We start from the raw sequence: 26,630 nt of genomic DNA, 5'->3' as shown, positions 1-26,630 counted from the left end.
TGGAATCAAATCTGTTGGGGCGCACAACGCGAAGCTCGTGCAGGCGAAGCGCGGCGCCGTGAGAGCGCGATATGGGTTGACTACAATGTGGATTGACGACCCGCCGACGCAAACTCATGACCAGCCAAACTCATTTCCGCGATGTGCTGACACTGGACGAATTGCAGTCTCTCGCCGACTTCAAGACGTTCGCTCGCGGGAAAGCGTACTTCCATGAGGGAGCCGTATCACGACTCGACGAGAGCGGCGGAGCCTTGCGTGCAACCGTCAACGGTTCGACCCGTTACAGCGTCGAAATGAAGGTCGGACTCGACGGAGAACTTGACTACAGTTGCGATTGTCCGGTTGGACAATCAGGGACCTTTTGCAAGCATGTCGTGGCTGTTGCGCTCTCCTGGCTCGAAAATTCCGGCGTTGAGGTCTTTCATCCGGATGAGTCAGAGCCGACGAAGACCAGAAAGAAGCGCAAGACCGCCGAAGAGCTTATCGCCGAGTACGTGGCGACGTTGGACGACGACGCCATGCGAGAACTGCTACTCGATGCGGTTGAGCGCGACATGGTGCTGCGCGACAAATTGCTTTTTGCAGCGCGAGCGGCCAGCGCTCACGACCTACCCGGCATGAAGGCGGCGGTAAGGGAGGCGACAAGAATCGGTCGACCGCTTGATTGGCGTGAGTCTGGTGCATACGGCGACGGACTATTCTCGCTCGCCGACGCGCTTCGCCAACGACTCAGCAGGTCTGCGGCCTCGGACGTGGTAGAACTTGCGGAACTGGCCATTGCCGGCGCCGAAAAGAGCCTCGAACAGATTGATGATTCGAACGGCGATGTGATGCCAGGCATTCTCGAGCTGGCAGCGGTTCATCTCGAGGCCTGCCGACAAACCTCGCCGGACCCAATCAAACTTGCTGAGCGTCTATTCCGCTTCCAAATAGGAGGCCTATGGGACACTTTCTATGACGTGATACCGGCCTACGAAGAGCCACTCGGCGATGCCGGATTACAGAGATACCGACAACTTGTCGAGGAGCAATGGCGCCAGCTCCCAAGCCTGTCGCCCAGCGACGGACTGCGCCGAACGTTCGAAGGCAATCGAATGCGGCTCGAACATGCGATGTTGGCACTTGCGGAGCACGATAGGGACGTCGACGAGCTGATTGCAATTCGGCAAAAGGACCTCTCGGCACCGTATCGTTATCTGCTGATTGCAGAAACCTGCTCCCAGAACGGTCGGTTCGATGAGGGCCTTGATTGGGCTCGGCAAGGACTCGCCACCTTCAAAGACCCGGACCGGCGCCTGCTCGACTTCTGCGTGCAGGAGTATTTGCGCCGGGATGAGTCGGTGGAAGCGAATTTGTATGCTTGGTTGCGTTTCGAGCAGCGGCCCGACGCCGACGGGTTCGCAGCGCTGATGGAAGTTGGCCGAGCGACGAACAGCGTTGAGCTGGCGCGCGAGAGAGCTTTCACGCTCCTTTGGGCTCTCGTGAAGAAGGAGGAAGCTTCGGCTGCCGCCAATAAGTCTATGTGGTACCACCCGACGCGGCAATAAGGTCGTATCGGCTGAATGAGGCAAACCCTTAATTGCTTCGGTGACTTACAAGCAATTTCGCAATGACTGTTGTTGTCAGAAAAACTACTCTCCGCGCTTCATTAGAGCATCGCTCTAGGCCGAGAACTCGCATTGTTCAATGCGCATATGGCATAGTGCGTTGATTGCAATCACGAAAGGGGAAAGTCATGGCTACGCTGCAGTCGATTCAGGCGAAGATTGCGAAACTTCAAGCTGAAGCGGAGGCAATCACCAAGAAGAAATCGGCGAGCGTCATTGCCGGGATTCACACTCTGATGGCAGAGCACGGGATATCGATGGATGACCTTTGCTCGGCGGTTGGTGGCAGGAAGCATGGCGGCAAAATGGAGATGAAGTCAGCTTCGGACAAGACAGCGTCGAATGCGAAGTATCGTGACCCGAAGTCTGGAGCGACTTGGAGCGGACATGGCCGCGCGCCGGGATGGATTGCAAGCGCAAAGTATCGCGACAAATTTTTAATTGATGGCGATGCGGCAGCGGTCCCGACTGCCGGCAAAGCGTCGCCGAAGGCTGTCGGCAACTATGTGCGCGGTCCGCAGCCCGCGCTGTACCGCAACCCGAAGTCCGGGGCGACGTGGAGTGGTCGTGGAAAAGCGCCGGGATGGTTGGCGACTGCGAAAAATCGCGACCGGTTTCTAATTGATGGCAATGCGACGGCCGCGCCCGCTGTAGATAAAAATTCGGCGAAGTCTGTGGGCAATTATATTCGTGGACCTCAGCCTGCGAAATATCGCGACCCGAAATCCGGGGCGACGTGGAGCGGCCGTGGGAAAGCGCCAGCTTGGCTAGCTGGTGCCCGAGACAGGACGAAGTTCCTTATTGACGGCGCTGCGGCCACGGCTGCTGATGGCAAGGAAAGTGCACCGAAGGCAGTCGCGGTGAAGAAGGCAGGGGCGAAGAAGAGCACGGCGACGACATCTGCCGAGAAGGGGGCGGCGAAGAAAGCTTCGGCGACGTCGGCGAAGACTGCTGTCAGCAAAAAAGCTGCTGCGAAGAAGTCGACGTCCGCAGCGAAGAAGGGACCGCAGGCTGGGGGCAAGAAGGCTGCAACCAAGAAGGTCGGGACGAAGGGCGCTGCTGGCAAGGCGACGTCGGAGAACGCCGTGGACTCGACGACGTTGCTCCCTGCGAGCACAAGCGAAGTCGACGCCGGCACTTTTGCTACTTGAAAGCATTGACCTAAGGCCGGCTGATGGCAGTCCGCAGAGTTTAGCGGGCTCCTCGTTTGTGAACGCAGTGAGAAGAACAATTTGTGCCGGCGCCGTTTTTGGAGCCGGCACATGAGGACTGATGCTGCTCATCGCCTACGATTGCGCTTCCGCGATGCTTTAGCCATCTTGCTTCGATTGCGCTTGCGCTCATCGTTCTTACTTGGCCTCTTGGTGTCATTCTTGACAGGCTGAGCCTTTGTGACGAAAGCTGGGAACTCGGCTGTGCTCATGCGTTTCAATTCCATGTTGTCAGGGAGAATTCCAAGCTCTTGCCGATATCGCTCCGCTTCTTCCCTTTCTTCGTCACCAAGGTGTTCGCAGATGTACACAAAGAGGTCTTCAGAGGAGCCGCGATAGTCTCTCGTCGGATGGTCGAATGCGATGCCAATAAATGTCGAACCCTCTGGAAATCGCAGTTTTGCACATTTGCAATAGGCATGGAGCACTGCAATTCGATGCCCTCGATAGTCATCGTAGGTTTCGTTGGCGCGCTTTGGAACGAGCACGAAGACGTACACAAGCGACGTGTCCTGGTCTGTGGTGAAGACACGCGCAGCTTGCCTTCCTTCATCCGCGGCTCTCGTGAGTACCCCACGTATCGCGTCCACCAAGATGCGTCGACGGAATCGTGATTCCCGCGCCAGAAGCCGCAGCGCTTGTTCGGTCTCGTTATTATCTTGGTCGAACCCCGGTGCTATCAACTCGGGGTCGCCGAGACGGATGAACCGTTCGACCATCCGGTCCCAGAGGTAACTGGGCTTGTCCAGACGCTTCTTTTCGCGGAAGCTCGGATTCGACATCAGAGACTCGTAATGCGTCTCGTCAAATGCGATGACTGTGGCTTCCTCCTCCCGCGCGCTTGGTGGCAAGAAGTTCCGCCCCAATTCGTCGCCATTCGTCAAGTAACTTGCAAGCAGCTGCTCTTCGCCGGCCGCATACACGACTCGGTCTTGGCGATTGAGAAACGCCTCGCGGTCTTTCAGATAGGAGATGAAGTCGCTCGCAGTGTCCATTTCTTTGAGCACCATCTCGAGCGAGAACTCATCGAAGACATGGACAAAGGCCTTTTCCGGATTGACCAGTCCAACAAAGAACGGATTGTCAGCGTGCGCCGAGCCTCTGACGTCGGTGCGAATCTGCAGTGTGCCGAGACTTCCCGAGAAAAATCGCGCGCAGGCCTCATAGCTTCCGCGCGTCACAGCCACCAAGTGGAAACGTGCTGAATCCGCCGACGGAAGAGCGACGGGCAAGGGCCGTGTGCACGCGGTGTCAAGAAACACACGTTTGGGAAACCGCCGCGCCCAACTCATCGCGCCATGCAGTTGTTTCGCTGATTCTTCGACGGCGCGTTTGTACCAACGTCGCCACGCAACGCCAAGGTCTCTGTCCTCTTGAAAAGCTACGTGCTTGTCAGAAAAGATGACGACGTCGTTCCCAAAAACGACGAGAACGTCGGCGAATTCCTTTGCGCTACCACGCCCGCCGCGCATATCTTGGTCGGTATGCAGATTCGCAAAAGACCAAAGGCTGAGGAATGACCGGCGGCAGAGGCGCATCAGAAGGCGCTCGGATTCGTTCACTCCGTCCGCGTCGGAGATATCGAAGACGCCCGTGAAAGTCGCCTCGGGCGCAGCGGCCTGTTCAGCGGTCGACTGGGGCAGGGGTGCGGTCGATTCTAAGGGGCGTGGTGAGGTCGACATTCGGATGTCCGCGTTTGTTCATTTTGGTCAAAGTATTGAGCGAAGCGATGTTCAATCTTTGCACTATCGAGATATTTTCTCGGTTAAATTTAAATACGACTCTCTAAGTTCGTCAAAAAAAGCTCTTCCACGTTAAGAGAGCTTTTCTAAAAGCAAAAAAGAGAAGGCAGCAAATTGACTATATGAGCATGTTGCGGCACTGGCTCTCGCAATGAGCGCACGTGCGTCCATGAAGGGTATCGCAACAATCCGGCAACTACGCTTCACGAAGGTACGAGGGTGAATGGATTAGTCGCGTCACGCAAGCTATCGCGCTCTGCTCGAAAGAGCCGAACAAAAAAGCTCGGAAGGCTACGGTGCGCGGAAGGGTAGAAAGCGTTCCACTTCCGCACGGTTCTTCAACACTATTTGCTGCTCTTCGGGTTTCACCCCGGAGTCAGCGGCCAGTCCCAAGTGCTTCATGCAGTAAAACAGCAGCGCTTGCTTGCATCGAAACTCGAGTTCGCCGTTTTCCATCCCATAGTCAAGCTCAACAACTCGCCTTTTTGCTTCGATGAGGCCTGGGTTCGGTGCAATCTTGAGTGTCACCGTCGTATGCCACTCGCTATCCCTCTCTTGCAGTTGCCCAGAAGCTTCCGTGCCGTCGATACGCAATATCCGAGCAATGACAAAATCTAAAAATCGGTCTCGCAAGTGGCAGTACGCTCGAACGTGCCATCTGAAGCCGTCGAAGCCTAGCGCATGCGGGGAGATAGTGCGGCTCGTCGGTTCAGTGCGCGACATGGACTGATAGCAGATTCGTAGCCCTTCTTGACTTCGAATTGCTTTTAGAAGGGCAGCAAGGACTTCCACGTCCAACCTGCGTGATGGAAATGGCGCGACCGCGACGGAGGGCCACCATCCGACAAACGTGGCATCTCTCGGCAGAATGCCTGTCGCCGTTGCCAGCAACTCGTTCAGATACCTCGAAGGCTGGCTTACCGGGAACGCAGGGGCGAACTCATGTGCTCTAACGTAAACCTTCAGGCTGCGGTCGTATTCCATGTTCTGTGGCCGCAGGTCTTGGTACTTAGCAATGTCTGCCGAAGCCTGCGGCGTCGAGATTCCGAAAAAATCGGTCAGCGCACTTCGGTTTATCCGCCCATCCCACTGGAGTCTGAAGTCTATAAATTCGAGGCGCCGCTCCTGGCCCCACCTCGAACTAATTCTTGGCTCGCCATGCCCGACCGCCGGGACGTCCTCGGTTGCCATATTTCTCCCGCTCGAAATCAGTACAGAAAGTATACGCGATTCAGAAAATCGCGTATAGTTAGTTCACTCATACGAATCGCCTTGTTGCCGTGGATGACCAACTCGCCCCTGATTTTCATATTCTTGCGCTGTCAGGCGGCGGATACCGCGGCCTGTACACAGCCACCATTCTGCGCGCGCTCGAACAGTCTTGCGGACGGCCGTTGGCGAAGCATTTCGACCTCATTTGTGGCACCTCGGCGGGTGGCTTGCTCGCATTGGGGCTCGCAGCGGAAATCCCGGCTGCGGACCTGGAGGCGATGTTCGTCAGACAGGGGAAGATGATTTTTGGAAGTCGCAGCTTGCTTCGTCGGGTGTTCGGAAAATGGTGGCTGGCTAAGCATTCGCCCGACGGGTTGAGAACTGTTTTGTCCGAGCGCTTGGGCAACCGGACCATCGGCGACCTTCAGCATCGAATCCTCATCCCGACGGTCAACTACAGCACCGGGAAGGGTCAATTTTTCAAGACCCCGCACGCATCGGCGTTTGAAGGCGACGCGCGCCGGACGCTGGTCGATGTGGGTTTGGCGACGGCGGCTGCGCCTACCTATTTTCCGCTTCATCGCATCGATGGTCACGGAACCTTCGCGGACGGTGGCCTTGTTGGCAATTCTCCGGGACTCTTCGGGCTCCACGAAGCCAGACACTTTCTAGGCGTCGATAACAAGACCACGATTCGCGTCCTGGCCATCGGAACGATGACCGTCGGCGCAACGATGCGGGGCTCGTCTGCGCTTGACCGGGGTGTCGCCCGGTGGGGAGCCAAAGTCTTCGACCTGGTCATTTCTGCGCAAGAGGGCGCGGTCGACTACATGCTGCAGCAGGCGCTTGGGACGAACTATTTGCGCGTCGATGACCAAGCGACCCCTGACCAGAGTCGCGATATCTCGTCACTCGATGTTGTGAGCAAAGGAGCGACGACAGTTCTGCGTGAGCGCGGCGCACAGGCCGCGCGGCGGATGCTTGGTGACCCTAGGTACCCGCTATTCAAGTCTCACACCGCTGCTACACCGAAGTTCTATCACGGACCCCGCAAAAACGTAGAGGTAGCCACATGCTGAACCTGAGTTCACTGTTTTACTCGTCGGTTGAGGAACAGACTCTGCTCAGAAATCTCGACCTGAACGATGAGGAGCGCATCTTCATCGCCGAGGCAAAGAGTGCAGTGCGTCGATGTCTTCGCGACAACTTGATGAAGGTGCTAAGAGAGCATGGCTACGACGGCGCTGCAGTTCATCCCCGATTCTTCACGCAAGGCTCTTGGGCATACAAGACGCTGAACGCTCCTGCGCAGGCACCGCAGCAAGCGGACGTCGATGACGGCGCATATCTGCCACTGAGCTTTGTCTCGCAGGAGGAAAAGCCGAGCGTTGCCAGCGGCATCTTTTTCGAGGCGGCTGAGAAGGCGCTTGAGCAACTCGTCAAGGCACGTCGGTGGAAGCTCGTGACGGACAAACCGACTTGCATCCGTATCGAGATTGCGAAATTCGCGCATGTGGACATTCCGCTTTACGCGATTCCGGACGATGAATTCGAGACGCTGCAAAAGGCGATGGAGCAATACGGTTACCCCATCTTCGATTCAGCTCTCGGACAGGCTGAGCGGGATGTCTGGACAGCGCTTCCCCGCGACCATGTCCTGCTGGCGCACCGAGAAAGGAACTGGGTCAAATCTGACCCGCGCCCCGTCAAGACCTGGTTCCTCGAAGAGGTCGACCGTCACGGCGAACAATATCGCCGTTCCGTGAGATACATCAAAGGTTTCCGAGACTGGCAGTGGAAATCGGGTGGGCCTTCATCGATTCTGCTCATGGCAGCTTCCGCGCCGGTCTTCGAAGCCAGAGAGCGGCGCGATGACCTTGCATTGCTGGATGTCGTTGAGAAGATGCCGGCGGTCCTTCGTGACGGGGTTCGCAACCCGGTCGACCCAAACGAATCATTGACTGACCGCCTTGGCCGCGCAGCCGTCGAAGAAGCGGCAAAGAAGCTGGAGCGTCTCGAGTCCTTCCTCCGCGCGGCACTTCATGGTAGCAACGCCGCGCAAGCGTGTTCGTGGCTGGTCAATCAGTTTGGCGACCGGTTTCCAGATGAGCCTCACAGAGTCAAGGTCACGAGCGTAGCCGCGACCGTCCTCACCGCGCCAGCGTGTGCCGTTGCGTCTCCACTGGTAGGCAGGAGGCAGGCTGGATGAGCGAACAAGGGCCGACTGGCTCCGAACTTTCGCGTGCACTGGCTTCGCGAGGCTTCGCTTATGTTGGGCACGACGAGGATGGCTGGTTCGTGTTTTCAGGTAGCCTGATAAGCGAGGAAACGCCATTTTCAGTCCGCCTTGAAGTGGACCCAGACGGGAAGGACCTTCCGCGCGTCTATCTTGCGCCGATTCCCGCCGCGCTTCAGCCTGTAGCTCCGCATGTTGGCGCGGATGGAAGCTTCTGCTATTTGGCGCATGGCGCGATTGTCCTGGATGTATTCGACATCGTCGGCCAGGTGCTTGCCTGCATCGAACGCGCTGAAGCGGTGCTCGGGCAAATTCTTCGAGGGGAGTTGACTCAAGACCTCGAGGAAGAGTTTTTCTCATGCTGGCCGCAGAGCGCACTATGCTTGTTAGACTTCGAGGAGAAAGGGCATCTTCCACTTTCTGTACTCGTGCTTGACTCGAAGGATGAGGCTCGGCCGATAACCGCGGTAAGCGACGACACAAATCGGACATTGTCGAAGCTCGCTGCCATTGGCCTCTCGGTCGATTCGACACGCAAGGTGACCGTGCGAAGGGTGCGAACGACAGCGCCGCCGCGTGCCCTGCAAGAAAAATGGCCTCCTGAGACGGTCGCTGATGTATTGAAATGGCAGGCAACGCTAGACCCGCGAGCACGGAGGAAGCTAGAAGACCTCATCCATGCGGAAGCGAAAACGGATGCGAACAGTCTGCTATGCATCATTGAGTCGCCGCGATTCGTCTACGCTTTCGCGGTCGAGTACGACCGTCGAGAGAAGGGGCAGCGCGCTCGCGATTTCAAGTCCTTGGAAGTTGCGTATCGAAGCCCTGTGGTGCCAATGTTCTGCCTTCGCATCGACGACCAGTACACTGCTGAAAGAAGCACGCCGGGGCGACGCACGCTGGCCGGTAAGCAAATCATCCTTGTCGGCTGCGGCACGATAGGTGGCTTTCTCGGTGAATATCTCGTGAAGGCCGGAGCGGGGACGGGAGGCGGAGCGCTGAGCCTCGTGGACAACGATATCCTGCTTCCACAGAACGTGGGCCGACATCGCTTAGGCTTGAACTATATTTTGCGCAACAAGGCTGAGGCGTTAGCCAAAGAATTGCGTCGGGGCGCACCAGGTGCAAAGCTCATTCCGATTCCTGTTAACGCGCTACAAGTTGACTTGTCCCGCGCCGATTTGATAGTTGACGCAACAGGTGAAGAGGCTTTCGGCCATCTTCTGGCGCGTAAGCTCTCCGCCGACGCTTTCCGCCCGATGCTATCGGTCTGGATTGAAGGGCCAGGTACCGCCATTCGTGCGTTGATGCGCGACTCTCGCGATGCGGCATGCGTGAGATGCCTCAAAACACGGGACAGGTCACCGATATACAAAGTGACAGAAGGTGAGCTTCCTCAGATGCTTGCCGGTCACGGATGTGAGAGCCTGTACGTGCCATTTCCGGCGACCGTTTCGGTCCAGGCCGCAAGTCTTGCCGCCGACATGGCTGTCGATTGGGCTAATGCGAACTGCTCACCCCGTCTTCGAACTAGGGTTTTGGACCCGCGATGGGACTCCTCACGCCAGCTGATAGACCCGGCTCAACTGCAGGAATGTCCGGCATGCACCACCTGAATTCTTGGACGACGCCCGACCATCGTGTGATGGCAATCTTTGCTGAGTCTGTCCTTATCACCTTTGCGCGTTATCGACAGCTTCGAGCAACCGATTTTGAAGCGGGTGGCGTCCTGCTAGGTAAGCGGCGCGGCCGCCACTTTGACGTAACACATCTGACCGTTCCATTTCCCACCGATGTCCGAACGCGCACGGCGTTCAATCGGGAGAGCTCTGGGCATCAGAGTGAAGCTAGCGCTCTATGGACATCCTCGGGCCGAGAAATCGGCTATCTGGGTGAATGGCACAGCCATCCCGAGCAGGACCCGTCACCGTCAAACATAGATATCCGACAATGGGAAAAGGCCTCTACAGAGATGATTGATGGGCTCCCGTTTTTAGCTGTGATTGTTGGGGACGTCAATCTATCCGTTTCCATATGGCAACGCGGGTCAAGAGTCGATTTCCTAGACTCAGTGATTTGAGCCCGGCGCAAAGTTGACGCAAGAGGGAAAGGCGAGAAGGCGACAATCGAAACTACGAGATTGATTGGATGCAGTCGTCGACGTACTGAGGCTCCGTCTTAGCTTTTTGGTGTGGGCTGTGCCGTTGACGGCTGTCCAGGCGCCGATTCGGCAGTTGCCTTCAGGGCAAGCAAGTTGGGATTGAATATGAGCGCAAGCGTCAGCAATATTGTCCCGAAGGCCGCACCGATTAGGGCTTGTTGAGCACGGTGCACGAGGCCGGCTTTCCGCGCACCAACAGAACTGACCGACTCGTTGGCAGTTCCCAGTTTTTTTAGCAAGAAGTCAAGAAAGAGTCTCTCTGCCCGCTCGAACGACTCAGGCGATGGTTGCCGGAGGATAGCGTCATAATGTGTGACGGTTTCGGGGCCAATCGCAGGGATTTCCGTATCACGGACATACATCGCCCACAATGCGAGTAGCACGCTTGCCCCGAGCGCGATAGTAATCACAAGGAGCATGGTAAGCGCGAAGATGCTCGGCCTCTCACTCAATCGCGCGACGAAGCCAAGGTCTGCTGCCAAGAGAGCACCAGCAATCGTGGTGGTTGCCTGCGCCTTTCGGTCGGCTGTCTCGTAGACGTCACAATGCAGCTTGTACTCCTTCTCTGCACGTTCAATCGCAGCACGACGTGCGACCGTTTGAAGTTCAAAAATATCTTGCTCGCGTTGCTGGCTCATTGGGATGCCTTTATTACGCCACTTTTCGCCGCCCTAGGCGAACCGAAGCCATTTTTCTCGGTGAGTTGGCAGTTATGGGCCACCGACAGTCCGGAGCGTTTCGACCTTGCGCGCCATCACGTTCATCAACAAATGGATGACCAAGATGCCGGTAGCGCTGAGCCGTCTGCACGGAAACATGATGCTAATCCAATAAACGGTTCTCGCAGTAGTGGCATCAAAGCATGATGGTCTCAATAGCCATCTACGGAGACGCCCTTGATGCCGCTGAGCGCCGCATCGCTAAGACGCCAGGTGCTCTCGCCCGTCGTTCGTAAGGCATGTGTAGGTGAACGTCGCGTCGCGGCCTATATCAACTGGAAAGTCTTCCCAGCAAATCGACGCGAGCGCTCGGCGGCGTACGCGTTCTCGACATCTCGAATTTCCTAGCTGCGCCGATGTGCGGCATGTTTCTCGCCGACCATGGCGTTGACGTCATCAAGGTTGAACGCCCGCAAGTCGGCGATGAAATTCGCCGTTCGGGCGAAACCAAGGACGGCGTGGGGCTGTTCTACAAGGTCCTAAATCGCGGTAAGCGTTCGGTGACTCTGGACCTTAAGACGGAAATCGGCGCGGAAGCGCTCAAGAAGCTGGTCAAGGACGTCGACATGCGCGCAGCAAATCGCGGAAGCGATTTGCTTTCGTTGTCTGTGCAAATAGCTCAGTCTAGCTGCGACCTCTCCAATCAAGTTCAGAGCTTTCCCTTGGTCACCGGATAGCATGGTCCCCCTTTCCTGAACGAACGCCGAGGTGCTCGCGAAGGCAGGCGCGCCGTTTTAGGACTTGTACCCAAAGTCGTCAATGGGCGCTCTTTTGCTGATGGAATTCGGTTTGATGACCTGACCTGTCTCAAAATTCGCTCGGTCGGCGTCGGTGGTCACTTGGGGCCCAGCCCCATGTGGGCGGAGTGCTGAGCGAGCGGAGCGCAACCTACCGTGGCGCTCCGCATGACCACAGGGGGCGGCTTGGGCCAAGCCGACAAGACGTCGTCGTTAAATGCCGACAGCCCTGTAAAGTCTAAGGCCCGTCGTATCTGTCCAACGGTTGAGCCCTTCGCCAAACAACCTAGGGAAGGGATTGTCGGGGCCAATAGTGTCGATTTCGACATCTTCAGAAAATGTATGAGTTTTATTTTCAGAGTCGTAAGTGACGCCGAACAGTCCATATGATTGCACGATTTTTGCGTCCAGCCCATACATAACGCTGCCTGAGAGAATTCGCACTCGCTTGCCGGGTGTGGCCGGCGCAACTATCTGGACGTGCGATTTATGTTTGACGCGTGCTGCGACAGGACCATTCTCAAGAGTAAAGCTGTTGTCATAGTTTTTTTCGAAGAGGTCAATATTAGCCAGGCTCAAAATTTCTTTCACGGGCTTTAGATAGCTTGCCACCCGCTCCTGGTCTTCCAACCCTAGGTGACAAGTGCTCCCTTTCGTTCCATTTGCGACTGAATATCGGTGCGCGTTCGTGGCCCAGCTAATGAACGTACTTTCTATGTGGAACGCGTGCGCAATATTCATCCAATCAGCCCGAGACACAAAAATAACCGCCATGGTCCAATAGTCTTTGTTGGCCATGTGTTGGTTGATGCGACGTTTTATATCATCTGACTGGCCAATATAAATATTCTTACCTAATCGTTTGTCAAAGTGATTTGCGTAGAGAATGTATGCACCAGCAGTATCAAAATCTTTGTCGTGCCTTTCTAACCATCGCAGAAATGCTTTGTGCGTCATTCTAAAAATCACACCATCCCACTCGGGACTTGTGATTTTGTGCGCGTCTGGAATGTCCTTGTCAGCCGTGATTTCAATCTTCATTGCTTGGTCGAATCGGTCGATTATAATTACGTTGTTCGTTGTGGATGCTGCCGGCTCAAAGCGTGTGCACGGAGCGCCTAAGAGCCCCTGCTTACGGGAGAGCCCTTAGCTGGGTCCGAGACTTTCGCTTCGATATGCCTACCCCGTGTGTAAATGCCCTCGAGATTTTATAATGCATGAAGGCGGAACAGGGAGATATGGTCAATGGTTGGTGGAACGCACAAGACAGAAGGGTTTGTCGTCGAGCGCAGTGCAACCCTCAAGGCTTCGACTTCGGAAGTTCAATCCCGGCGTCTTTCGGATTGGGAACATCTCGACGCCTATGTTTTGCTGGCCGAGCCCGGCGCCGGGAAGACAACTGCGTTCAAGGCGGAAGCGGAACGCATGGGTGACTCGGCGCTTTACGTCACCGCGCGGAACTTCGCGGTGCTGGGCCTTCCCCCCGGCGTGGCAGGTAAGACCTTATTCATCGATTCATTGGATGAGCATCGCACAGACTCAGTTTCCCCATACGCGGCGCTCGATGAAATTCGCCGCGCATTGCAAAATGCAGGGCGCCCGCGGTTTCGGCTGTCGTGTCGTGAGGCTGATTGGTTAGGTGGTGGCGATGTAGACCTACAGGAAGTATCGCCGTCCGAGGAAGTCAAAACACTTTGGTTGAATCCCCTAAACGAGGTCGAGATTCTTGAGTTGCTGCGCAACTTGCCCTCATCCGAAGTGGCCGACCCGGCGTTGTTTCTGGAGGAGGCGCAAGCTCGAAAGCTGGCTCCGCTCCTGTCAAACCCGCTCCTGTTGAAATTATTGGTTGACGTCGTTCAGAAGGGCAATTGGCCGGATAGCCGTAGCGCGACCTATGCGGCGGCGTGCAAGCTCCTTGTGCAAGAGCATAATCCGGTGCACCAACGGAGTCGCTCCAATCTCAATTCAGTAAGTGCCCAGGGCCTGTTGTCGACGGCCGGAAAGCTGGCGGCCGTAATGCTTCTTTCAAACTCATCGGCAATTCAGGTCCGCGGTTCCGGCATCACTACGCAGAATTCCTTCCACATCGACGACTTGCCTTCGGATTTAAATGTCGACAAGGCGGTCGCGACGGCCGCGCTTGACACTAAGCTTTTCGCGGCTGACGGAGATTTCCGGGTGCCGGTGCACAGGACGGTCGGAGAGTATCTCGCAGGGCATGCAGTCGGCGAACTGGTATCTCGTCACGGATTGCCTTTGCAGCGGGTCCTCGCAATTATGACAGTGGCTGGGAGCCAGACGGTCGACGTGCTCAGGGGCGTTTATGCTTGGATGGCCCTCTTTTGTGTTGATGACAGGGAACTCCTAGCACGTCGAGACCCGCTTGGGTTAATCCTATATGGCGATGTCAAGCCGTTTTCGGTGGGGCAGAAGGTAAAACTGCTGATGTCCTTGGCACGTGTGGCGACTGAGAATCCTTGGTTTCGGAACGAGAACTGGGAAGCCCATCCTTTCGGAGCGCTTGGTACGGCAGACATGGAGTCGACCTTCGACCGACTGCTCAATGACGGTTCCGGGGAGCTTGGCCACGAGGCACTCGCCATTTGCATCCTCGATGCGATTCGATACGGTGAGACATTCCCAGGCCTCGGCGACACTTTCGAGAAAATGGCGCGGGACGAGTCTCGACACCAGAGAGTGCGGGTCGGTGCGGTCGCGGCGTGGCTGCGCAACGACGCTTTTGAGATGACCGCTGCCCAAAACCTTCTGCGCGATTTGAGGTCGGATGCAGTGAAGGATGAAGATGATGAAGTTCTCGGCGAGATACTGAATTGCCTCTATCCCCGGCACCTTACAGTGCAAGACGTCCTTGCATATTGCAGGCCACCAAAGCAGCCAAACCTCATCGGTCAATTCAGGATGTTTTGGGCGGCCGAATTCAATCGCCGACTTCCCGACGAAGACTTGCCGGCGGCACTGGACGTTCTTCAAGCCCTCTTAGGCACGGCAGCAGCGCGCGACGACATCGATACGCCCACCCGTGTTTATGACATCGTGCGTGAAGTCGCCGCAAGGGTTCTGGTGCGGGCAGTAGACGTTAAGGGCGAGTCGGTCTGTCCCTCACAGCTTTGGAAGTGGTTCTCGCTGGGTCTCGACAAATACGGCTCCGCTGGGCTTGAGTCGTCAGCCATCAAATTTATGAGTGACTGGTTGAGTGCTCGTCCAGAGATGCAGCGCCTGCTCGTGCTCGAGAATCTAGAGCAGATGTCAACGGGCGCCATATCGTACGAAATACATAGTATCGAAAAATGTCTATACCACGCAGAACGCCCGGCAGATTGGTATCGGTGGCTGCTTGAGCAGGCCGCAGCATCGTCTGACAAGAAATTTGTTGAAAGCTGCGTTGACCGCGCAGCATTCATTGCGGTCAATTTCACCGGGCAGTTCGACATCCGGTTGGAGACGCTCGAAAATTGGATTGAGGCAAATCGGAAGCGCTGGCCGCAGGCAGAAGAGTGGGTGCAACGAAACACGGCGTGGCCACTCGATTCTTGGCAGAAGCGCCAATCGGAGCAGAAGCAGAAGGTCGAAAGTCGTCGCCGAGACCAGCGAGCCCTGCGGCAGAGCGAGCTTGGCCCTCGTGTTCGAAGCCTCTTACAAGGAGCACAAGACATCGGGCTTGTGCAAGCGATTGCGTACGCTCACGAGAAGATTCACGACGACCACCAGGGGGAAACGCCATTGGAGCGAGTCGCGGACCTTCTGGTTGTAGACGATACAGTTGCTGAAAGGGCAATTGAAGCAATGAAGCGCATAGTAGACGCTGAAAATCTGCCATCGCTGGCTAACATTGTCTCAGGCGGGCGACGGGTGGGATACGGCTATCCTGCTTCGTTCCCGGCGTTGCTTGCCGCCAAGCTTTGTTTCTTTGACGGCGCCGACGTAACCTCGTGGAGGCAGAGCGTCGTCGAAGCGTTGCTCGGCTTCTACATGATTGATTCAGGTTCGCCCCTTCCGGGCTGGCTGAGAGCGCTCGCCGAAAGCAAGCCAGACCAAGTCTCCGACCTTATGTTTACCTGTTGGGAAGAGCAGCTAAAAGACGGTCGGGTTCCGAACGTCGAAGCACTCCGCTTCCTCAGAGAGAATAACGCTCCAAGAGATTTAGTCTCGAAGCTTCTTCCGCGCGTCATCGGTGTTATGCCGGCGGAGCCGGATGAGCGTTTGCTTCATCTTTTCAGCAATGTCTTTCTTCCCGGGGCAGAGCGGCATCTGAAGAAAGATACTGTCAGTCAAGTCTTAACGACGTTACTTTCGAAGCCAGGGTTGAGCGACAAGTTCCGGTTGGCGATTCGCACGGGATTGTTCGTCAACGACCCCGTGAGCCAGATTCAACACATCGAAAATGAAGCGGCCATGCGAGCAGGCGGCCCGTATCTGCTGGCAATGGCAATTGAGCAGCGGGGTCAAAGCGCATATGACGCCCTGGCAGGACATCCTGCCATTGCCGCACGCCTGATTCGGGTGCTCGCGTCGACACCGACTGTCCGAACCCCGGCCGACGATGAGAGCTATAACTCACCGTATGACCATCAGGGTGCAGTTTTGCGGCGGATTGCTCACTTTCTGGCGGAATCGATGTCTCCTGTTGCCAGCCAAGAACTGGATACTCTGCGTCGAGACCCCAAAATGGAGCCTTGGTGCACGTGGCTGGCAGCCCTGTTCTTTCAGCAAGACAGCAGCATAAAGAACCGTCACTATGTCCCTCCGACTCCCGAGGCGGTAGCGAACGTCCTTGCAAACAAGCAACCCGCCAATCCGCGCGATATGGCCGAGCTATTGCGAGACCAGCTGATTCAAGTTGGGAACAAAATTCACTTCGAGGAAACGAATCAGCTGGATTTGTTCTATGACAGGGACAAGAAAGGCGTGTTCATCCCGAAAAGTGAAAACGCCTGCCGGGATGTACTGCTCGGCCTACTGCGGATACCTTTGGCTCTAAGGTCTGTGCAAATCGAGAAGGAGAGTCTCGCCGCCGCGGACAAACGCGCTGACATGCAGACGAGCATCGTTGTTCAGGGCGGTCGCAAAATCGTGCCCGTCGAGATAAAGAAGGACAATCACCCCGAACTCTGGCACGCCTGGCGTGACCAACTCGAACCACGCTACATGCGTAACCCTGATGCAGAGAGCATCGGAGTATTCATAATCCTCTGGTTTGGGCAGGCAACGAAGGTAGGGCCAGATAAGGAAAAACCGAAGAGTGCCAAAGAAATGGCAGAGATGGTTAGTGCGCTCATGCCTGCCGAATACGACGGGCATATCGTGGGCCTCGTTCTTGACTTGTCCCGGAGCCTCTCGAGGAAGTAAAGGCTAACCGCGAGTGTTGCATTTTGGAGACACTTTCGAGTGAGGCGGGAGTAAAACAGGGACCGAGCAGTCATTTATTAAGTGGATGCGTTGGGAAACGACAGTATTTGGTTGAGCGGTTTAATGTGATTTCTAGAAATCGCGCTGTTTAGCTAGTGAAACGACAGCAATTGCTTATCTTCTGGTGCCAACTTCTGGTTGATTTCACACATAGTTCTTGTGGGCTTCACGGCCTCGCTAAGTAGCAAAGGCGCGAAATAAAAATGAGAGATTTGCGATGTCTCACATTATGACCCACCCCGAAAATGGGATGGAAATTATTAAGGCTGAAGACATTGGAGATCGCTGTTTCTCGGGGAAAGGTTGGTCAAAGTACGAGCAGAAGATAAACGACGTAACGGTGCACTATATGGCGAGAGTCAATGGTGATGGGATAATGACTGATGTTACGGACTTTAAATTCAAGTGATCGCCATGAAATTCGTTGAACGAGATTCGGAAGATCGGTCCAATCACTGGAATATTGAGAAAAAAAGAAATTGCCTTACATAGAAGTAAGTTCGATGGGGGCGTATAAGAGAATCTTTTTTGATATCACGAACCACGATTTGGATTTGGAGGAGATCTCGAAGAAAGTTAAGTCTTTTTATAAGACATATATGGATTTTTTTATATTGCCTATTGGTGATGTGGAAGAATGCTTAGAGCAGTATTATTTTTTTAGTATGCTCGTTAGACCGGAGCATGCAGACTGTATAGCGAGCGGCTTACATGATTTTTTATCTCACGAATTAAGTGAGAAAATTAAAAAATGATGTTGTTGTAGACAAAGGGCCGCTTAAAAGCGGCCCTTTGTCTATTCGGCGGTAATCACAAGCCGCCCGTGTTCAACATTGACCTTCACGCGCTGCCCTGGCGCGAAGCCAGCCTGTTCAAGCCATCGCCCGGCGAGTCGAATCCACGGGACATAGGGCGAAGATTTGGGGGGCTATTGATAAGGTGATCTCGAAAGGTGAGTCGACTGCACAAAAGCATGGCCGAATAAAATATGAGTTAGGTTTTGGGAAGACAATCGGTGCTCGGACTAACTTGTCGACGGGGCAAGTGACAGAGCTGTTCAAGCCATCGCCCGGCGCGTCGAATCCACAAGACATAGGGCGCAGACTTGCGCGCAGGCCGTCGCTCGAAGCTACCGCGATACTGTTCGTACCAGTTGGAGTTCTGCTTGCGATAGAACTGCTGAACAGTCAGCGCCCGTTCCGTGACAGGCACGCACGATCGCGGAAGCCGACCGGCGGCCCTGCATCGATCACGGATCCAGAGCGCGGCCAACGGCGGCAGACATGGGATGCGCACGGCAATCTGATCCCGCAGACGAGATCCATCGAAGGATGAGTGCACCGAACTCGCTGCACAGATGCGCCGGCTAGTACCGGCCGCGGCTCGCGCGCCGGCTCTGCGCAATCGTCGCAAAGCATCCCGCCGCGGTTTGGCATGGTTTAAGATCGACGTCATCCCTCGTCGACAAATGGCTCATGAGCCTCGGGCGTGGTTTCAAGCCGGTTACGCGGTGCATGTCGCGTAGAACCTCAACTTGCTATGGAGACTGGTCACCAATAAGGTTGCCGAAGATGACCGATGCGTGTTGGCAAAACAGCGCGGCTCCCAGGGAAACGAGCGGCATCGCTCCCTTCGACGAATCGCGGGAGCCGACGCTTTTCCCGGTAGAGGCCAGACACCAGTCTGCAGATCAATTCCTCGCGCCATCCACGCAGACCCACCCGGCACCCCCGAAAGGCGTCCAAACAAGACTCAATGACCCGGCCAAACGAAACCGCCCCGCACGAGCCTCTCACGACCTACTACCCCGACGAGTCGAACCGGCGCCTCTGGCTGCGCGGCATCTTCGACCGCACCGCCTCCGACTACGACGCGATCGAACGCGCGATGGCCTTCGGCTCCGGCCCGTGGTACCGCAACCGCGCACTGCGTTCCGCCGGTCTCGCGCGCGGCATGCGCGTGCTCGATGTCGGCATGGGAACGGGGCTCGTCACGAAGGAAGCGGTCGCGATAACGGGCGATCCGGCGCTCGTCACCGGCGTCGATCCCAGTCCAGGCATGGTCGGGCAGGCGCACTTGCCGATCGGCGTTGAGACGCGCATCGGCACCGCCGAAGACTTGCCGTGCGACAGCGCCGCCTACGATTTCCTGAGCATGGGTTTCGCGCTGCGCCACGTGAGCGATCTCGCGAAAGTCTTCGACGAATATTTCCGCGTACTCGCGCCCGGCGGCCGGCTGTGCGTGCTTGAAATCACGCGGCCCGCGCATGACGTGGGTGTCGCCGCGCTGAAGTTCTACATGCGCAGCGTCGTGCCGATGATCGCGCGCATCGTCGGAAAGAAAGAGGAAAGCGTCGAGCTGATGCGCTACTACTGGGACACGATCGAGGCCTGCGTGCCGCCCGATACCGTGATCGCCGCCATCACGCGCGCGGGTTTCGCGAACGTGCGCCGCGACGTCGAACTCGGCATCTTCTCCGCTTATTGCGCGACCAAACCGGCGGCCTGAGCGGCATCGAGAATCACGGCGGCGCGTCCGCTCAGCAGCAGCCGATCCGCACAGCGCACGGTAAAACGATAAAGCACGGTGTTGTCATCGCCGCCGATGCGCTCGGCTTCGATATCGAGCGGACCATCGAGCGTGTCGAGCCGTTCGATATGCGTCTGGACGCCGCGCACGCTCGTCAGCATGCCGACGCGCGGACGCTTGCCTTCCACGCCGACGAGCGCGCCATGCGTCGCCATCGCCTGCGCCGCGTATTCGATGCCGCACACCGACGCGAGCCGCCCCTTCGAGCGCAACGGGTTGTCAGTCGCGAGATGGCTCGTGGCCGTGCAACGAATGCGCTCCGCATCCCACGCGATGACCGCATCCAGCAGGCACATCGAACCGCTGTGCGGAATGCGCGCGGCGATCCAGTCGCGATTGAGCGTTTGCGCGGCCGTCATGATGGTTCGATGTCGACGGCCAGGCGCGTGTCATCGAGATAATCGAGCACGACGTGCGATGCCGTCCCGCGCGCGAGCGCTTCGAGCAAAGGCAGCGCGCGCGCCGCGGGATTCGAAAGCCGCAGCGCTTCGAGATCGGCATCCGCGAAGATGAACGCGTTGGCATCGGTGAGACGCGCCTCGATGCGCGCGAGCGTGCGTTCGGTTCTCTCGGGCGCGAGCACGAGCGCGACGCCGAAGGCATCGGCGATCGGGCGCGCGTGGCGCAAAGGCTCCGGGTAATCCGTGTCGTACGCGACGAGCAAGGTCGCCGCGCCATCGACGCTCACTTGCGCGAGGCTCTCCAGCAAGCCCGCGGCGAAGCTGCCGTCATACGCGCACAGCACGTTCGATGCGGCCATCGCGCGCGTCGCGATGCTCCAGTAACCCGCCGGGGCGTTGTGGACGGAGTTGTGAAAGCGCGTCGGGGAGAGTTGCGGCTCGTCGCTCGCCAGGGTTTCGCAAATCGCGTGGAAGTTTCCGCCGTCGCCGCCCGATGCCGCGAACACGGCGGCGAGCGTCGCAGCATCGCGGCTGCTCTGCGCCACCGCTTCGTGCGCGGCCGCGAGCGCCGCGCGCACCACCGGCCCGGTGCGGCGGCGCTCGGCGGAAGGCAGGCCGGCAGGCGCCGGTAGCACGGTTTTCGCGGCGTCGCGCGTGGTGCGTCGCATCAGCACATCAGCGGCGCGGGGCCAGTCTGCGAGCCCCGGCCCGATCACCCCGACGCCTTCGATAAAGCCAAGCAATGCAGTCATGCCGATCCCGCTCCCTTGCGTCCGAACACGAGACTGCAATTCGTCCCGCCGAAGCCGAACGAGTTCGACAGCACCGCGTGCAAAGGCGTTTGCCGCGTCGTGAGCACGTAATCGAGGCCGAGGGCGGGGTCCGGCTCGCTGGTGTTCGCGCCCGCCGGAATCATCTGATGTTTCAGGGCGAGCGCGGCGATCACCGCTTCGAGCGCGCCTGCCGCGCCGAGCGTATGGCCCGTGGCGCCCTTGGTCGAGCTGCACGGCACGCGCTCGAACAGGCTCGTGAGCGCGCGGCTTTCGGCGGCGTCGTTGCTGGGCGTCGCGGTGCCGTGCAGGTTCACGTAGCCGATATCGCGCGCATCGAGCCCCGCGCTCGCGAGCGCCTGTTCCATCGCCATGCGCGCGCCGAGTCCATCGGGATGCGGCGACGACATGTGATACGCATCGCTCGATTCGCCGATGCCGAGCAGGCGGATCGCGTCGTCATCGGCATGATCGGGGCGATCGCGTTCCAGCAGCCCGAACGCCGCCGCCTCGCCGATGGAAATGCCGTCGCGCTTCACATCGAACGGCCGGCACGGTCCCGGCGCGAGCAGTTCGAGCGAGTTGAAGCCGTAAAGCGTCGTCAGGCAGAGCGTATCGACGCCGCCGACCACGGCTGCATCGATCAGACCGGTTTCGAGCATGCGCCGTGCCGAGCCGAACACCTTCGCGCCCGACGAACACGCCGACGACACCGACATCGCCGGCCCGCGCAGCGCGAAATACGCGCGCACGAAAGCGGCCAGCGAATAGGGGTTGTGCGTGGTGGCGTATTTGAACGTGGCGGGCAGGGCGCCGGTTTGCGCATCGCGGCGCTGGTAGGCGAGTTCGGTTTCCAGAATGCCCGCCGTGCTCGTGCCCATGAAGACGCCGACGCGCCCGGCGCCATAACGCGCGATGGCCTCGCGGACGCGTTCGTCGAAGCCGTCCTGCGTCATGGCCAGTTGTGCGAGACGGTTGTTGCGGCAGTCGAATTCGGCGAGATCCGCGCGGACCGGCGCGCCCTCGACGCCGGCCACGCGGCCCGCATAGGTGTCGAGCGCGGCGCCTTCGAAGTCGCATGGCGCGAGTCCGCTGCGCCCCGTGGAGAGCGCCGCGAGCGTTGCGTCGAGACCGCGTCCCGCGCAGCTGGTGGCGGTGAAATGCGTAAGCAGAAGAGGGTTCAATACGGGCTCGTCTTCCAAAGTCCGGTGGCGTTCGAATTCGATGAATTGTAACAAACGGGCCTTTCGGGCCGCGCGCGGCTCATTTCAAGGGATGTGCAATCAGCAGACGATTAGCGCTGTGTGCGCCGCTGCCCATCGGTCTGACCGTCACCTGAAAACGCAGGTCTCCGAGCAGCGCGAGCCATTGCGCCTCGCTGCGAACCGTCAGGCCCTTCGCGCGACCGGAACGGGCGATCTGCACGCCGAAATCGACGGCGCGATCGAGGCTCGCGCGCCAGCCTGCGTCGGCATCGCTGACGCGCAGCAGAAGCACGCCGTCCGCAGCGAGGCTCGCATGCACGCGGCGCAGGATCGATGCCTGGGCGGCGGCGTCGATGTAATGCAGCACATCGCACGCGACGATGACATCCGACTGTGGAAACGGCGCGGTGCGAATGTCGTCGCAGACGAAGCGGATGCGTGCTTCGTGCGCCTTCAACGCGATGCGCGCGCGGTCGACGTCACGCGACGTCAATTCGATGCCGTGAATCGATAGCGGCACGGGCGGTGGCGGCCAGCGCGCGGGCCACGCGGTTTCCCCGCCGTCGCGATGCCACGCGTGCGCCGCGATGAGCCACGCGGCGAGCAGTCCCTGACCACTGCCGAGATCGAGGACGCGCGCGCCATCTGGAATCAGGCCGTGTTCGAGGATGTGGCCGAAGAAAGGATCATGACGTAGTTTGCCGAGCGCGAAGTGCCACGCGAAACGGCCCGCGGCGCGGTAGGGAAGGCTGGCGGTTTCGATGAGCGCGGTCGGGGGCATGGGGCGGGGCAGTGGAGGCTCGTGAATTCCAGACTTTCGTTAGTAACCCAAAACCGCATCACGCAAAGTCACAGTCTCAAGCCCACGATTCGCCGCCGCGCGCAAAACCATATCGAGCGCGGCCAACACGACTGGCGCCCCATGTGCATCCCTCGCCGCGTGCCCATCGTGAACGAGCAGAATATCGCCCGCCGCGAATCCCTTCAGCAGCCGCCGCGCGACCAGCGACGCATCACTCGTCCGGGTATCGAAACCGCGCCGCGTCCAGCTTGCGAGATGCAGCCCCAGCCCGCACAGCACCGGCTCGAGAAACGGATTGCGCAAACCCGCCGGCGCACGAAAGAACAGCGGCCGCGCGCCCGCAATCGCGCCAATCGTCGCCTGCGCCGCATCGATTTCGCGTCGCAACGCGCCCGGCCCCATCAACGAAAAATGATGCCGATGCCGCTGGCTGTGATTCTCCACCGTATGCCCACGCGCGACGATCGCCTCGACGATGCGCGGATGCTCCCGCGCCCGCTCGCCGATGCAAAAGAACGTCGCGCGCGCTTGATGCGCATCGAGCAGATCGAGCACACGCGGCGTGACATCGGGATCGGGACCGTCGTCGATCGTGATGGCGATGCGCGCGCGCGCCGCTTCCGGCAGCGCCGTCCAGTTGTGTCCGAGCAGCGACGAGCGCGGCCACAGTCCCGCCGCCGTCAGCGCGAGATGCGACGCGATCACGCCGCCCGCCGCCCACGGCCATGCGGCAGGCGCGACGGCCAGCGCCGCGAGCGCGCCCGCATGCACGGCCGCCGCGCCGCCGATCAGGGGCGTCGGGGTCCACCGGCGCGGCTCGCCGGGCGGGTTCATCGCGTCAATCCCGAACGCGGCGCGAGGATCGCCGAGAACAGCAGCGCGAGAATCGCGCCGGGGCCGACCGTCAGCCCGAAGGTCTTGAGCATCGGCACGCTGGACAGCGCGAGCAGGCCGAAACCGAGCACGGTCGCGAGATTCGCGATCACGAGCGAGACGAGCGTTTGCGGCGAAATCGCGTTGTCTTCGGCGTGCGCGCGATAGTTGAAGAAGAGCGCATAGTTCGACCCGACCGCGACGATCAGCAGCATGCCGATCAGATGCAGGATCGTGAGCGACTTGCCCGCGACAGCAAGCCCCGCGATCACGACGATCACCGCCGCGACCAGCGGCGCGAGCGTGCGCGCCGCCCGCACCGGCGAGCGCAGCGCGAGCACGAGCAGCACGACGATCGCCGCGAACCCGCCGAGCGACAGGCGAATGTCCTCGCGCACATAGTTTTGATAGAGGCGGTCGGCCTCGGCTTTCATATCGACGAAAAGCGCGTCCGGCACCTGCGACGCCGCCACCGCCGCGCGGATCTGCTGCGCCTGTACGTCCGAGCCCTGCGCCGCGCGCAACGGGAGCATCGCGGTCCAGCGGCCATCGCGTGCGGTGAGCAGTGAATCGACGGCAAGCGCCATCGACGTGCCTTGCAAATCGGCGCGGCGCAGCAGCGGTTGCGCGCGGGCAGCTTCGACATCCGCGATGAAAGGCTCGAAGACTTCCGGTTTCACGCGGATCGTCTGATCACGCAGCGCGATCGCGAGACGCGTGCGGAGATCACTGGCGGCAGGCAGGCTCGCGATGCGCGCGCGCTGCGCCGCATCGCTCGGCAGATAGCGCGCGGGGCTTTCGTAGCCGGCGATCACGCGCGCATCGACGAGAGGCTGGAGGCGCTGCGCGACCGCTTCGGCGCGTTCGAGCGCCGACTGCTCGCTCGCCGCCGACACCACGACGAGATAGCGCACGTCCGGCGCGCCGACATCCGCGCGCAGGCGTTCGTCGAGATCCTGGCTCGCCTTCGGCACCGGGCTCAGCGCGGACAACTCCTGACTCCAGAGCCCGTGCCGTTGCATGAGCAGCGCCGCGACCGCCGCGAGCAGCAGCACCGCGAGCGCCACACGCAGGCGCGACGCGTGCGCCGCGACGCGCGTGAGCACATTGCCGAGGCGTGAGACATCGCGGATCACGAAGTTTTGCGGCAACAGATGCGGCAGGACGAAGCGCGTGACGATGCCCGCCGTCGACAGACCGACGATCGAATACAGCCCGAGTTGCACGAGACCCGGAAAGCCGGAGAAGAGCATCGACGCGAAGCCGCAGATCGAGGTCAGCACGCCCAGACGGATCGTCGGCCAGAAGCTCGCGACCCAGTCCTTGAGCGATTCGCGCCGCTGCACCCCGGCCGATTGCACGAACAGATAGATCGAATAATCGACGGCCTCGCCGATGAGCGTCGTGCCGAAGCCGAGCGTGAGTCCATGCACGGTGCCGAACGCGAGGCTCACGGCGGCCACGCCCGCCGCCACGCCCGACAACACCGGCATCAGCCCGAGCAGGAGCGTCGGCACCGAGCGATACACCGCCAGCAACAGCACGACGATCAGCACGATGCTCGCCGCCGACAGCCAGCGCACGTCGCGCATGATCGTATCGCGCGTTTCGACGGCGAATACGCCCGGCCCGGTCATCAGCAACCGGTATGGCGACGCGCCCGGCGCGGCTTGCCGGAACGCATCGCGGAGCGCGGCCATCGCGCGGGCTTGCGCGTCGGTGTCGGAACCGGCGCTCGCGGTTTGCGCGAGCAGCACGGCGCGCTGGCCGTCGCGCGAGGCCCACACGCCGTCGCGCATCGCGGGTTGCGCGCCGCTGTCCAGTTGACTGACGAGCGCGGTGACTTCGCCGGTCGGATCGTGCGGCAACAGGTCTTTCGCCATCATGCCGGCGGAAGAGCTCAGCAGATCGAGACTGTCGGCGAGCGCGTCCTTCAGGCCCGCATCGCTGAAACGCGCGGGCGTCACATCCGGACTCAACTGGTAACGATGCTCGAAAACGAAGCGCTCATCACGCGCCTGCCCGACGGGCTCGCCGTTGTTGATCGCGGAAAAGCGCTTGTCCGCGCGCAGCGTCGCCGCGACCTTGCGCGAGAGATCGGCGCGCCCGTTCGCATCGCCGCCTTCGATACCGACGAGAATCAGCCGCGACACGAGCCCGTCGCGCAATTGCTCGACGAGCACGCGCTGTTGCTCGCTCGGCGAGCGCGGCAGGAACGCGGAGAGATCGGCGGAAAAGTTCGTGCGCGCGATGACCGCTGCGCACGCCGCGAGAAAACACAGCCAGACGATGACCGCGGGCTGACGCAGGGAACGCGAAACCGCGCGCATGCCGCGCTCAGTGCGCCGACGCGTCTTGCAGGCGCATCAGCGAGCGGTCGCCATCGGCTTGTCTGATCTCGACGCGCGCGAGCGTCGCGCCGGTGCCGGCAAGCGTGATCGAGGCGACTTTCTGCTTCATGCGCGAATCGATCGGCACGAGCGTGAGCGTCCAGTCGTCGCCTTGACCCGCGATCGATACCGTGTACGCGTTTTCCAGCGCGAAGCGGTTGCCCGCGAGCGTCGCGCGAATGCTTTCGATGAACGCGCCCAGTTCCGGATAGTTGCGCAGCGGAATCGTGACCTTGCGGCCGTTGCGATCGACCGTGAGCATGTCGCCATCGACGACGAGATTTTCCGGCTTCGGGCTGACCGTATGCTTTTCCAGATGATCGGGCGCGACGAACACCAGTTCGCCCGACGATTCGAGCGGCTCCTGCGCGATCTTCAGATAGCGCGTCTCGGTGAAGCGCGCGCGGCCCGACTTCTTCGCGCCGAGCGTGTTCATCAGCCGGTCGAGCGTCCAGCCGGAAGCGGGCGCGTCCGCCGCCACGGCGAAGGTCGAGGCGGCGCACAGCACGGCGGCGCTCAGCAGCGCGGAAAAAACTCGCATAAGC

General features: G+C 59.4%; 21 protein-coding genes. 9 read left to right on the top strand and 12 right to left on the bottom strand.

Going from position 1 to position 26,630, the window contains the following annotated elements:
* The first annotated feature begins 116 nt into the window (after positions 1-116).
* Both AWB80_RS05895 and AWB80_RS45265 read left to right on the top strand, forming a co-directional pair.
* Entirely contained in the window at positions 117-1,550 is a 1,434-nt protein-coding gene (locus AWB80_RS05895; protein WP_061173720.1) for an SWIM zinc finger family protein, read from the top strand.
* Between the two features lie 188 nt (positions 1,551-1,738).
* Positions 1,739-2,761, top strand: coding sequence for an H-NS family nucleoid-associated regulatory protein (locus tag AWB80_RS45265; RefSeq protein ID WP_087131019.1), 1,023 nt, complete (start codon positions 1,739-1,741; stop codon positions 2,759-2,761).
* Positions 2,762-2,889: 128 nt separating this feature from the next.
* Here AWB80_RS45265 and AWB80_RS05885 read toward each other — a convergent pair whose 3' ends face one another.
* Positions 2,890-4,503 carry a hypothetical protein gene (locus tag AWB80_RS05885; protein WP_061173719.1) on the bottom strand — a complete coding sequence of 538 codons (1,614 nt, stop codon included), beginning with the start codon at positions 4,501-4,503 and terminating at the stop codon, positions 2,890-2,892.
* Between the two features lie 351 nt (positions 4,504-4,854).
* Complete coding sequence (locus AWB80_RS05880) at positions 4,855-5,754, bottom strand: helix-turn-helix transcriptional regulator (protein ID WP_061173718.1); 900 nt, start codon at positions 5,752-5,754, stop codon at positions 4,855-4,857.
* 89 nt (positions 5,755-5,843) lie between these two features.
* Here AWB80_RS05880 and AWB80_RS05875 point away from each other — a divergent pair, with 89 nt between their 5' ends.
* Genes AWB80_RS05875 through AWB80_RS45525 form a run of 4 tightly spaced genes read left to right on the top strand, consistent with a single transcriptional unit; the run spans position 5,844 to position 10,091 of the window.
* Entirely contained in the window at positions 5,844-6,854 is a 1,011-nt protein-coding gene (locus AWB80_RS05875; protein ID WP_061173717.1) for a CBASS cGAMP-activated phospholipase, read from the top strand.
* Positions 6,848-7,984 carry a CBASS cGAMP synthase gene (locus AWB80_RS05870; protein ID WP_061173716.1) on the top strand — a complete coding sequence of 379 codons (1,137 nt, stop codon included), beginning with the start codon at positions 6,848-6,850 and terminating at the stop codon, positions 7,982-7,984. The genes AWB80_RS05875 and AWB80_RS05870 overlap by 7 nt, the downstream gene beginning before the upstream one ends.
* The gene (locus AWB80_RS05865; protein ID WP_087131017.1) at positions 7,981-9,627 is read left to right on the top strand and encodes a ThiF family adenylyltransferase; all 1,647 of its coding nucleotides are present in this window, start codon (positions 7,981-7,983) and stop codon (positions 9,625-9,627) included. The genes AWB80_RS05870 and AWB80_RS05865 overlap by 4 nt, the downstream gene beginning before the upstream one ends.
* Positions 9,561-10,091 (top strand): Mov34/MPN/PAD-1 family protein, encoded by a 531-nt coding sequence (locus AWB80_RS45525; protein WP_087131015.1) that lies wholly within the window; start codon positions 9,561-9,563, stop codon positions 10,089-10,091. Before AWB80_RS05865 ends, AWB80_RS45525 begins: the two co-directional genes overlap by 67 nt.
* Before the next feature lie 98 nt (positions 10,092-10,189).
* Here the strand turns inward: AWB80_RS45525 and AWB80_RS05855 are convergent, their stop codons facing one another.
* The gene (locus tag AWB80_RS05855) at positions 10,190-10,810 is read right to left on the bottom strand and encodes a Pycsar system effector family protein (protein ID WP_061173713.1); all 621 of its coding nucleotides are present in this window, start codon (positions 10,808-10,810) and stop codon (positions 10,190-10,192) included.
* Between the two features lie 356 nt (positions 10,811-11,166).
* On the opposite strand from AWB80_RS05855, the gene AWB80_RS05850 reads away from it, so the two are divergent.
* Positions 11,167-11,568 carry a CoA transferase gene (locus AWB80_RS05850; RefSeq protein WP_087131014.1) on the top strand — a complete coding sequence of 134 codons (402 nt, stop codon included), beginning with the start codon at positions 11,167-11,169 and terminating at the stop codon, positions 11,566-11,568.
* Between the two features lie 273 nt (positions 11,569-11,841).
* Here the strand turns inward: AWB80_RS05850 and AWB80_RS05845 are convergent, their stop codons facing one another.
* A complete protein-coding gene (locus tag AWB80_RS05845; protein WP_061173711.1) occupies positions 11,842-12,669 on the bottom strand; it encodes a GIY-YIG nuclease family protein in 828 nt (275 codons plus the stop codon).
* Positions 12,670-12,873: 204 nt separating this feature from the next.
* Between AWB80_RS05845 and AWB80_RS05840 the strand changes: the two genes are divergently transcribed.
* A complete protein-coding gene (locus tag AWB80_RS05840; RefSeq protein ID WP_061173710.1) occupies positions 12,874-16,995 on the top strand; it encodes an NACHT domain-containing protein in 4,122 nt (1,373 codons plus the stop codon).
* An 856-nt stretch (positions 16,996-17,851) separates the two neighbouring features.
* Here AWB80_RS05840 and AWB80_RS05825 read toward each other — a convergent pair.
* Positions 17,852-17,953 (bottom strand): SymE family type I addiction module toxin, encoded by a 102-nt coding sequence (locus tag AWB80_RS05825; RefSeq protein WP_087131074.1) that lies wholly within the window; start codon positions 17,951-17,953, stop codon positions 17,852-17,854.
* An 857-nt stretch (positions 17,954-18,810) separates the two neighbouring features.
* On the opposite strand from AWB80_RS05825, the gene AWB80_RS05820 reads away from it, so the two are divergent.
* Entirely contained in the window at positions 18,811-19,563 is a 753-nt protein-coding gene (locus tag AWB80_RS05820) for a class I SAM-dependent methyltransferase (RefSeq protein ID WP_061173707.1), read from the top strand.
* On the opposite strand, the gene AWB80_RS05815 is transcribed toward AWB80_RS05820, so the two are convergent.
* The 7 genes from AWB80_RS05815 to AWB80_RS05785 form a co-directional block, all read right to left on the bottom strand.
* On the bottom strand, positions 19,536-20,003 hold the full coding sequence (locus AWB80_RS05815; protein WP_061173706.1) for a hotdog family protein: 468 nt from the start codon (positions 20,001-20,003) through the stop codon (positions 19,536-19,538). The genes AWB80_RS05820 and AWB80_RS05815 overlap by 28 nt on opposite strands.
* Entirely contained in the window at positions 20,000-20,797 is a 798-nt protein-coding gene (locus AWB80_RS05810; RefSeq protein WP_061173705.1) for a beta-ketoacyl synthase chain length factor, read from the bottom strand. Before AWB80_RS05810 ends, AWB80_RS05815 begins: the two co-directional genes overlap by 4 nt.
* The gene (locus AWB80_RS05805; RefSeq protein ID WP_061173929.1) at positions 20,794-21,999 is read right to left on the bottom strand and encodes a beta-ketoacyl-[acyl-carrier-protein] synthase family protein; all 1,206 of its coding nucleotides are present in this window, start codon (positions 21,997-21,999) and stop codon (positions 20,794-20,796) included. Before AWB80_RS05805 ends, AWB80_RS05810 begins: the two co-directional genes overlap by 4 nt.
* A 79-nt stretch (positions 22,000-22,078) precedes the next feature.
* Entirely contained in the window at positions 22,079-22,801 is a 723-nt protein-coding gene (locus AWB80_RS05800) for a class I SAM-dependent methyltransferase (protein ID WP_061173704.1), read from the bottom strand.
* A 39-nt stretch (positions 22,802-22,840) separates the two neighbouring features.
* Positions 22,841-23,656 (bottom strand): polysaccharide deacetylase family protein, encoded by an 816-nt coding sequence (locus tag AWB80_RS05795; protein ID WP_061173703.1) that lies wholly within the window; start codon positions 23,654-23,656, stop codon positions 22,841-22,843.
* A complete protein-coding gene (locus AWB80_RS05790) occupies positions 23,653-26,025 on the bottom strand; it encodes an MMPL family transporter (RefSeq protein WP_061173702.1) in 2,373 nt (790 codons plus the stop codon). The genes AWB80_RS05795 and AWB80_RS05790 overlap by 4 nt, the downstream gene beginning before the upstream one ends.
* Before the next feature lie 7 nt (positions 26,026-26,032).
* Positions 26,033-26,626 carry a LolA family protein gene (locus tag AWB80_RS05785; protein ID WP_061173701.1) on the bottom strand — a complete coding sequence of 198 codons (594 nt, stop codon included), beginning with the start codon at positions 26,624-26,626 and terminating at the stop codon, positions 26,033-26,035.
* Positions 26,627-26,630: the final 4 nt, after the last annotated feature.

Source organism: Caballeronia pedi, assembly GCF_001544915.2.
GTDB classification, from domain to species: Bacteria; Pseudomonadota; Gammaproteobacteria; order Burkholderiales; family Burkholderiaceae; genus Caballeronia; species Caballeronia pedi.
The sequence above is the reverse complement of the archived record's forward strand: the minus strand, read 5'-3'. Positions and strand labels throughout refer to the sequence as shown.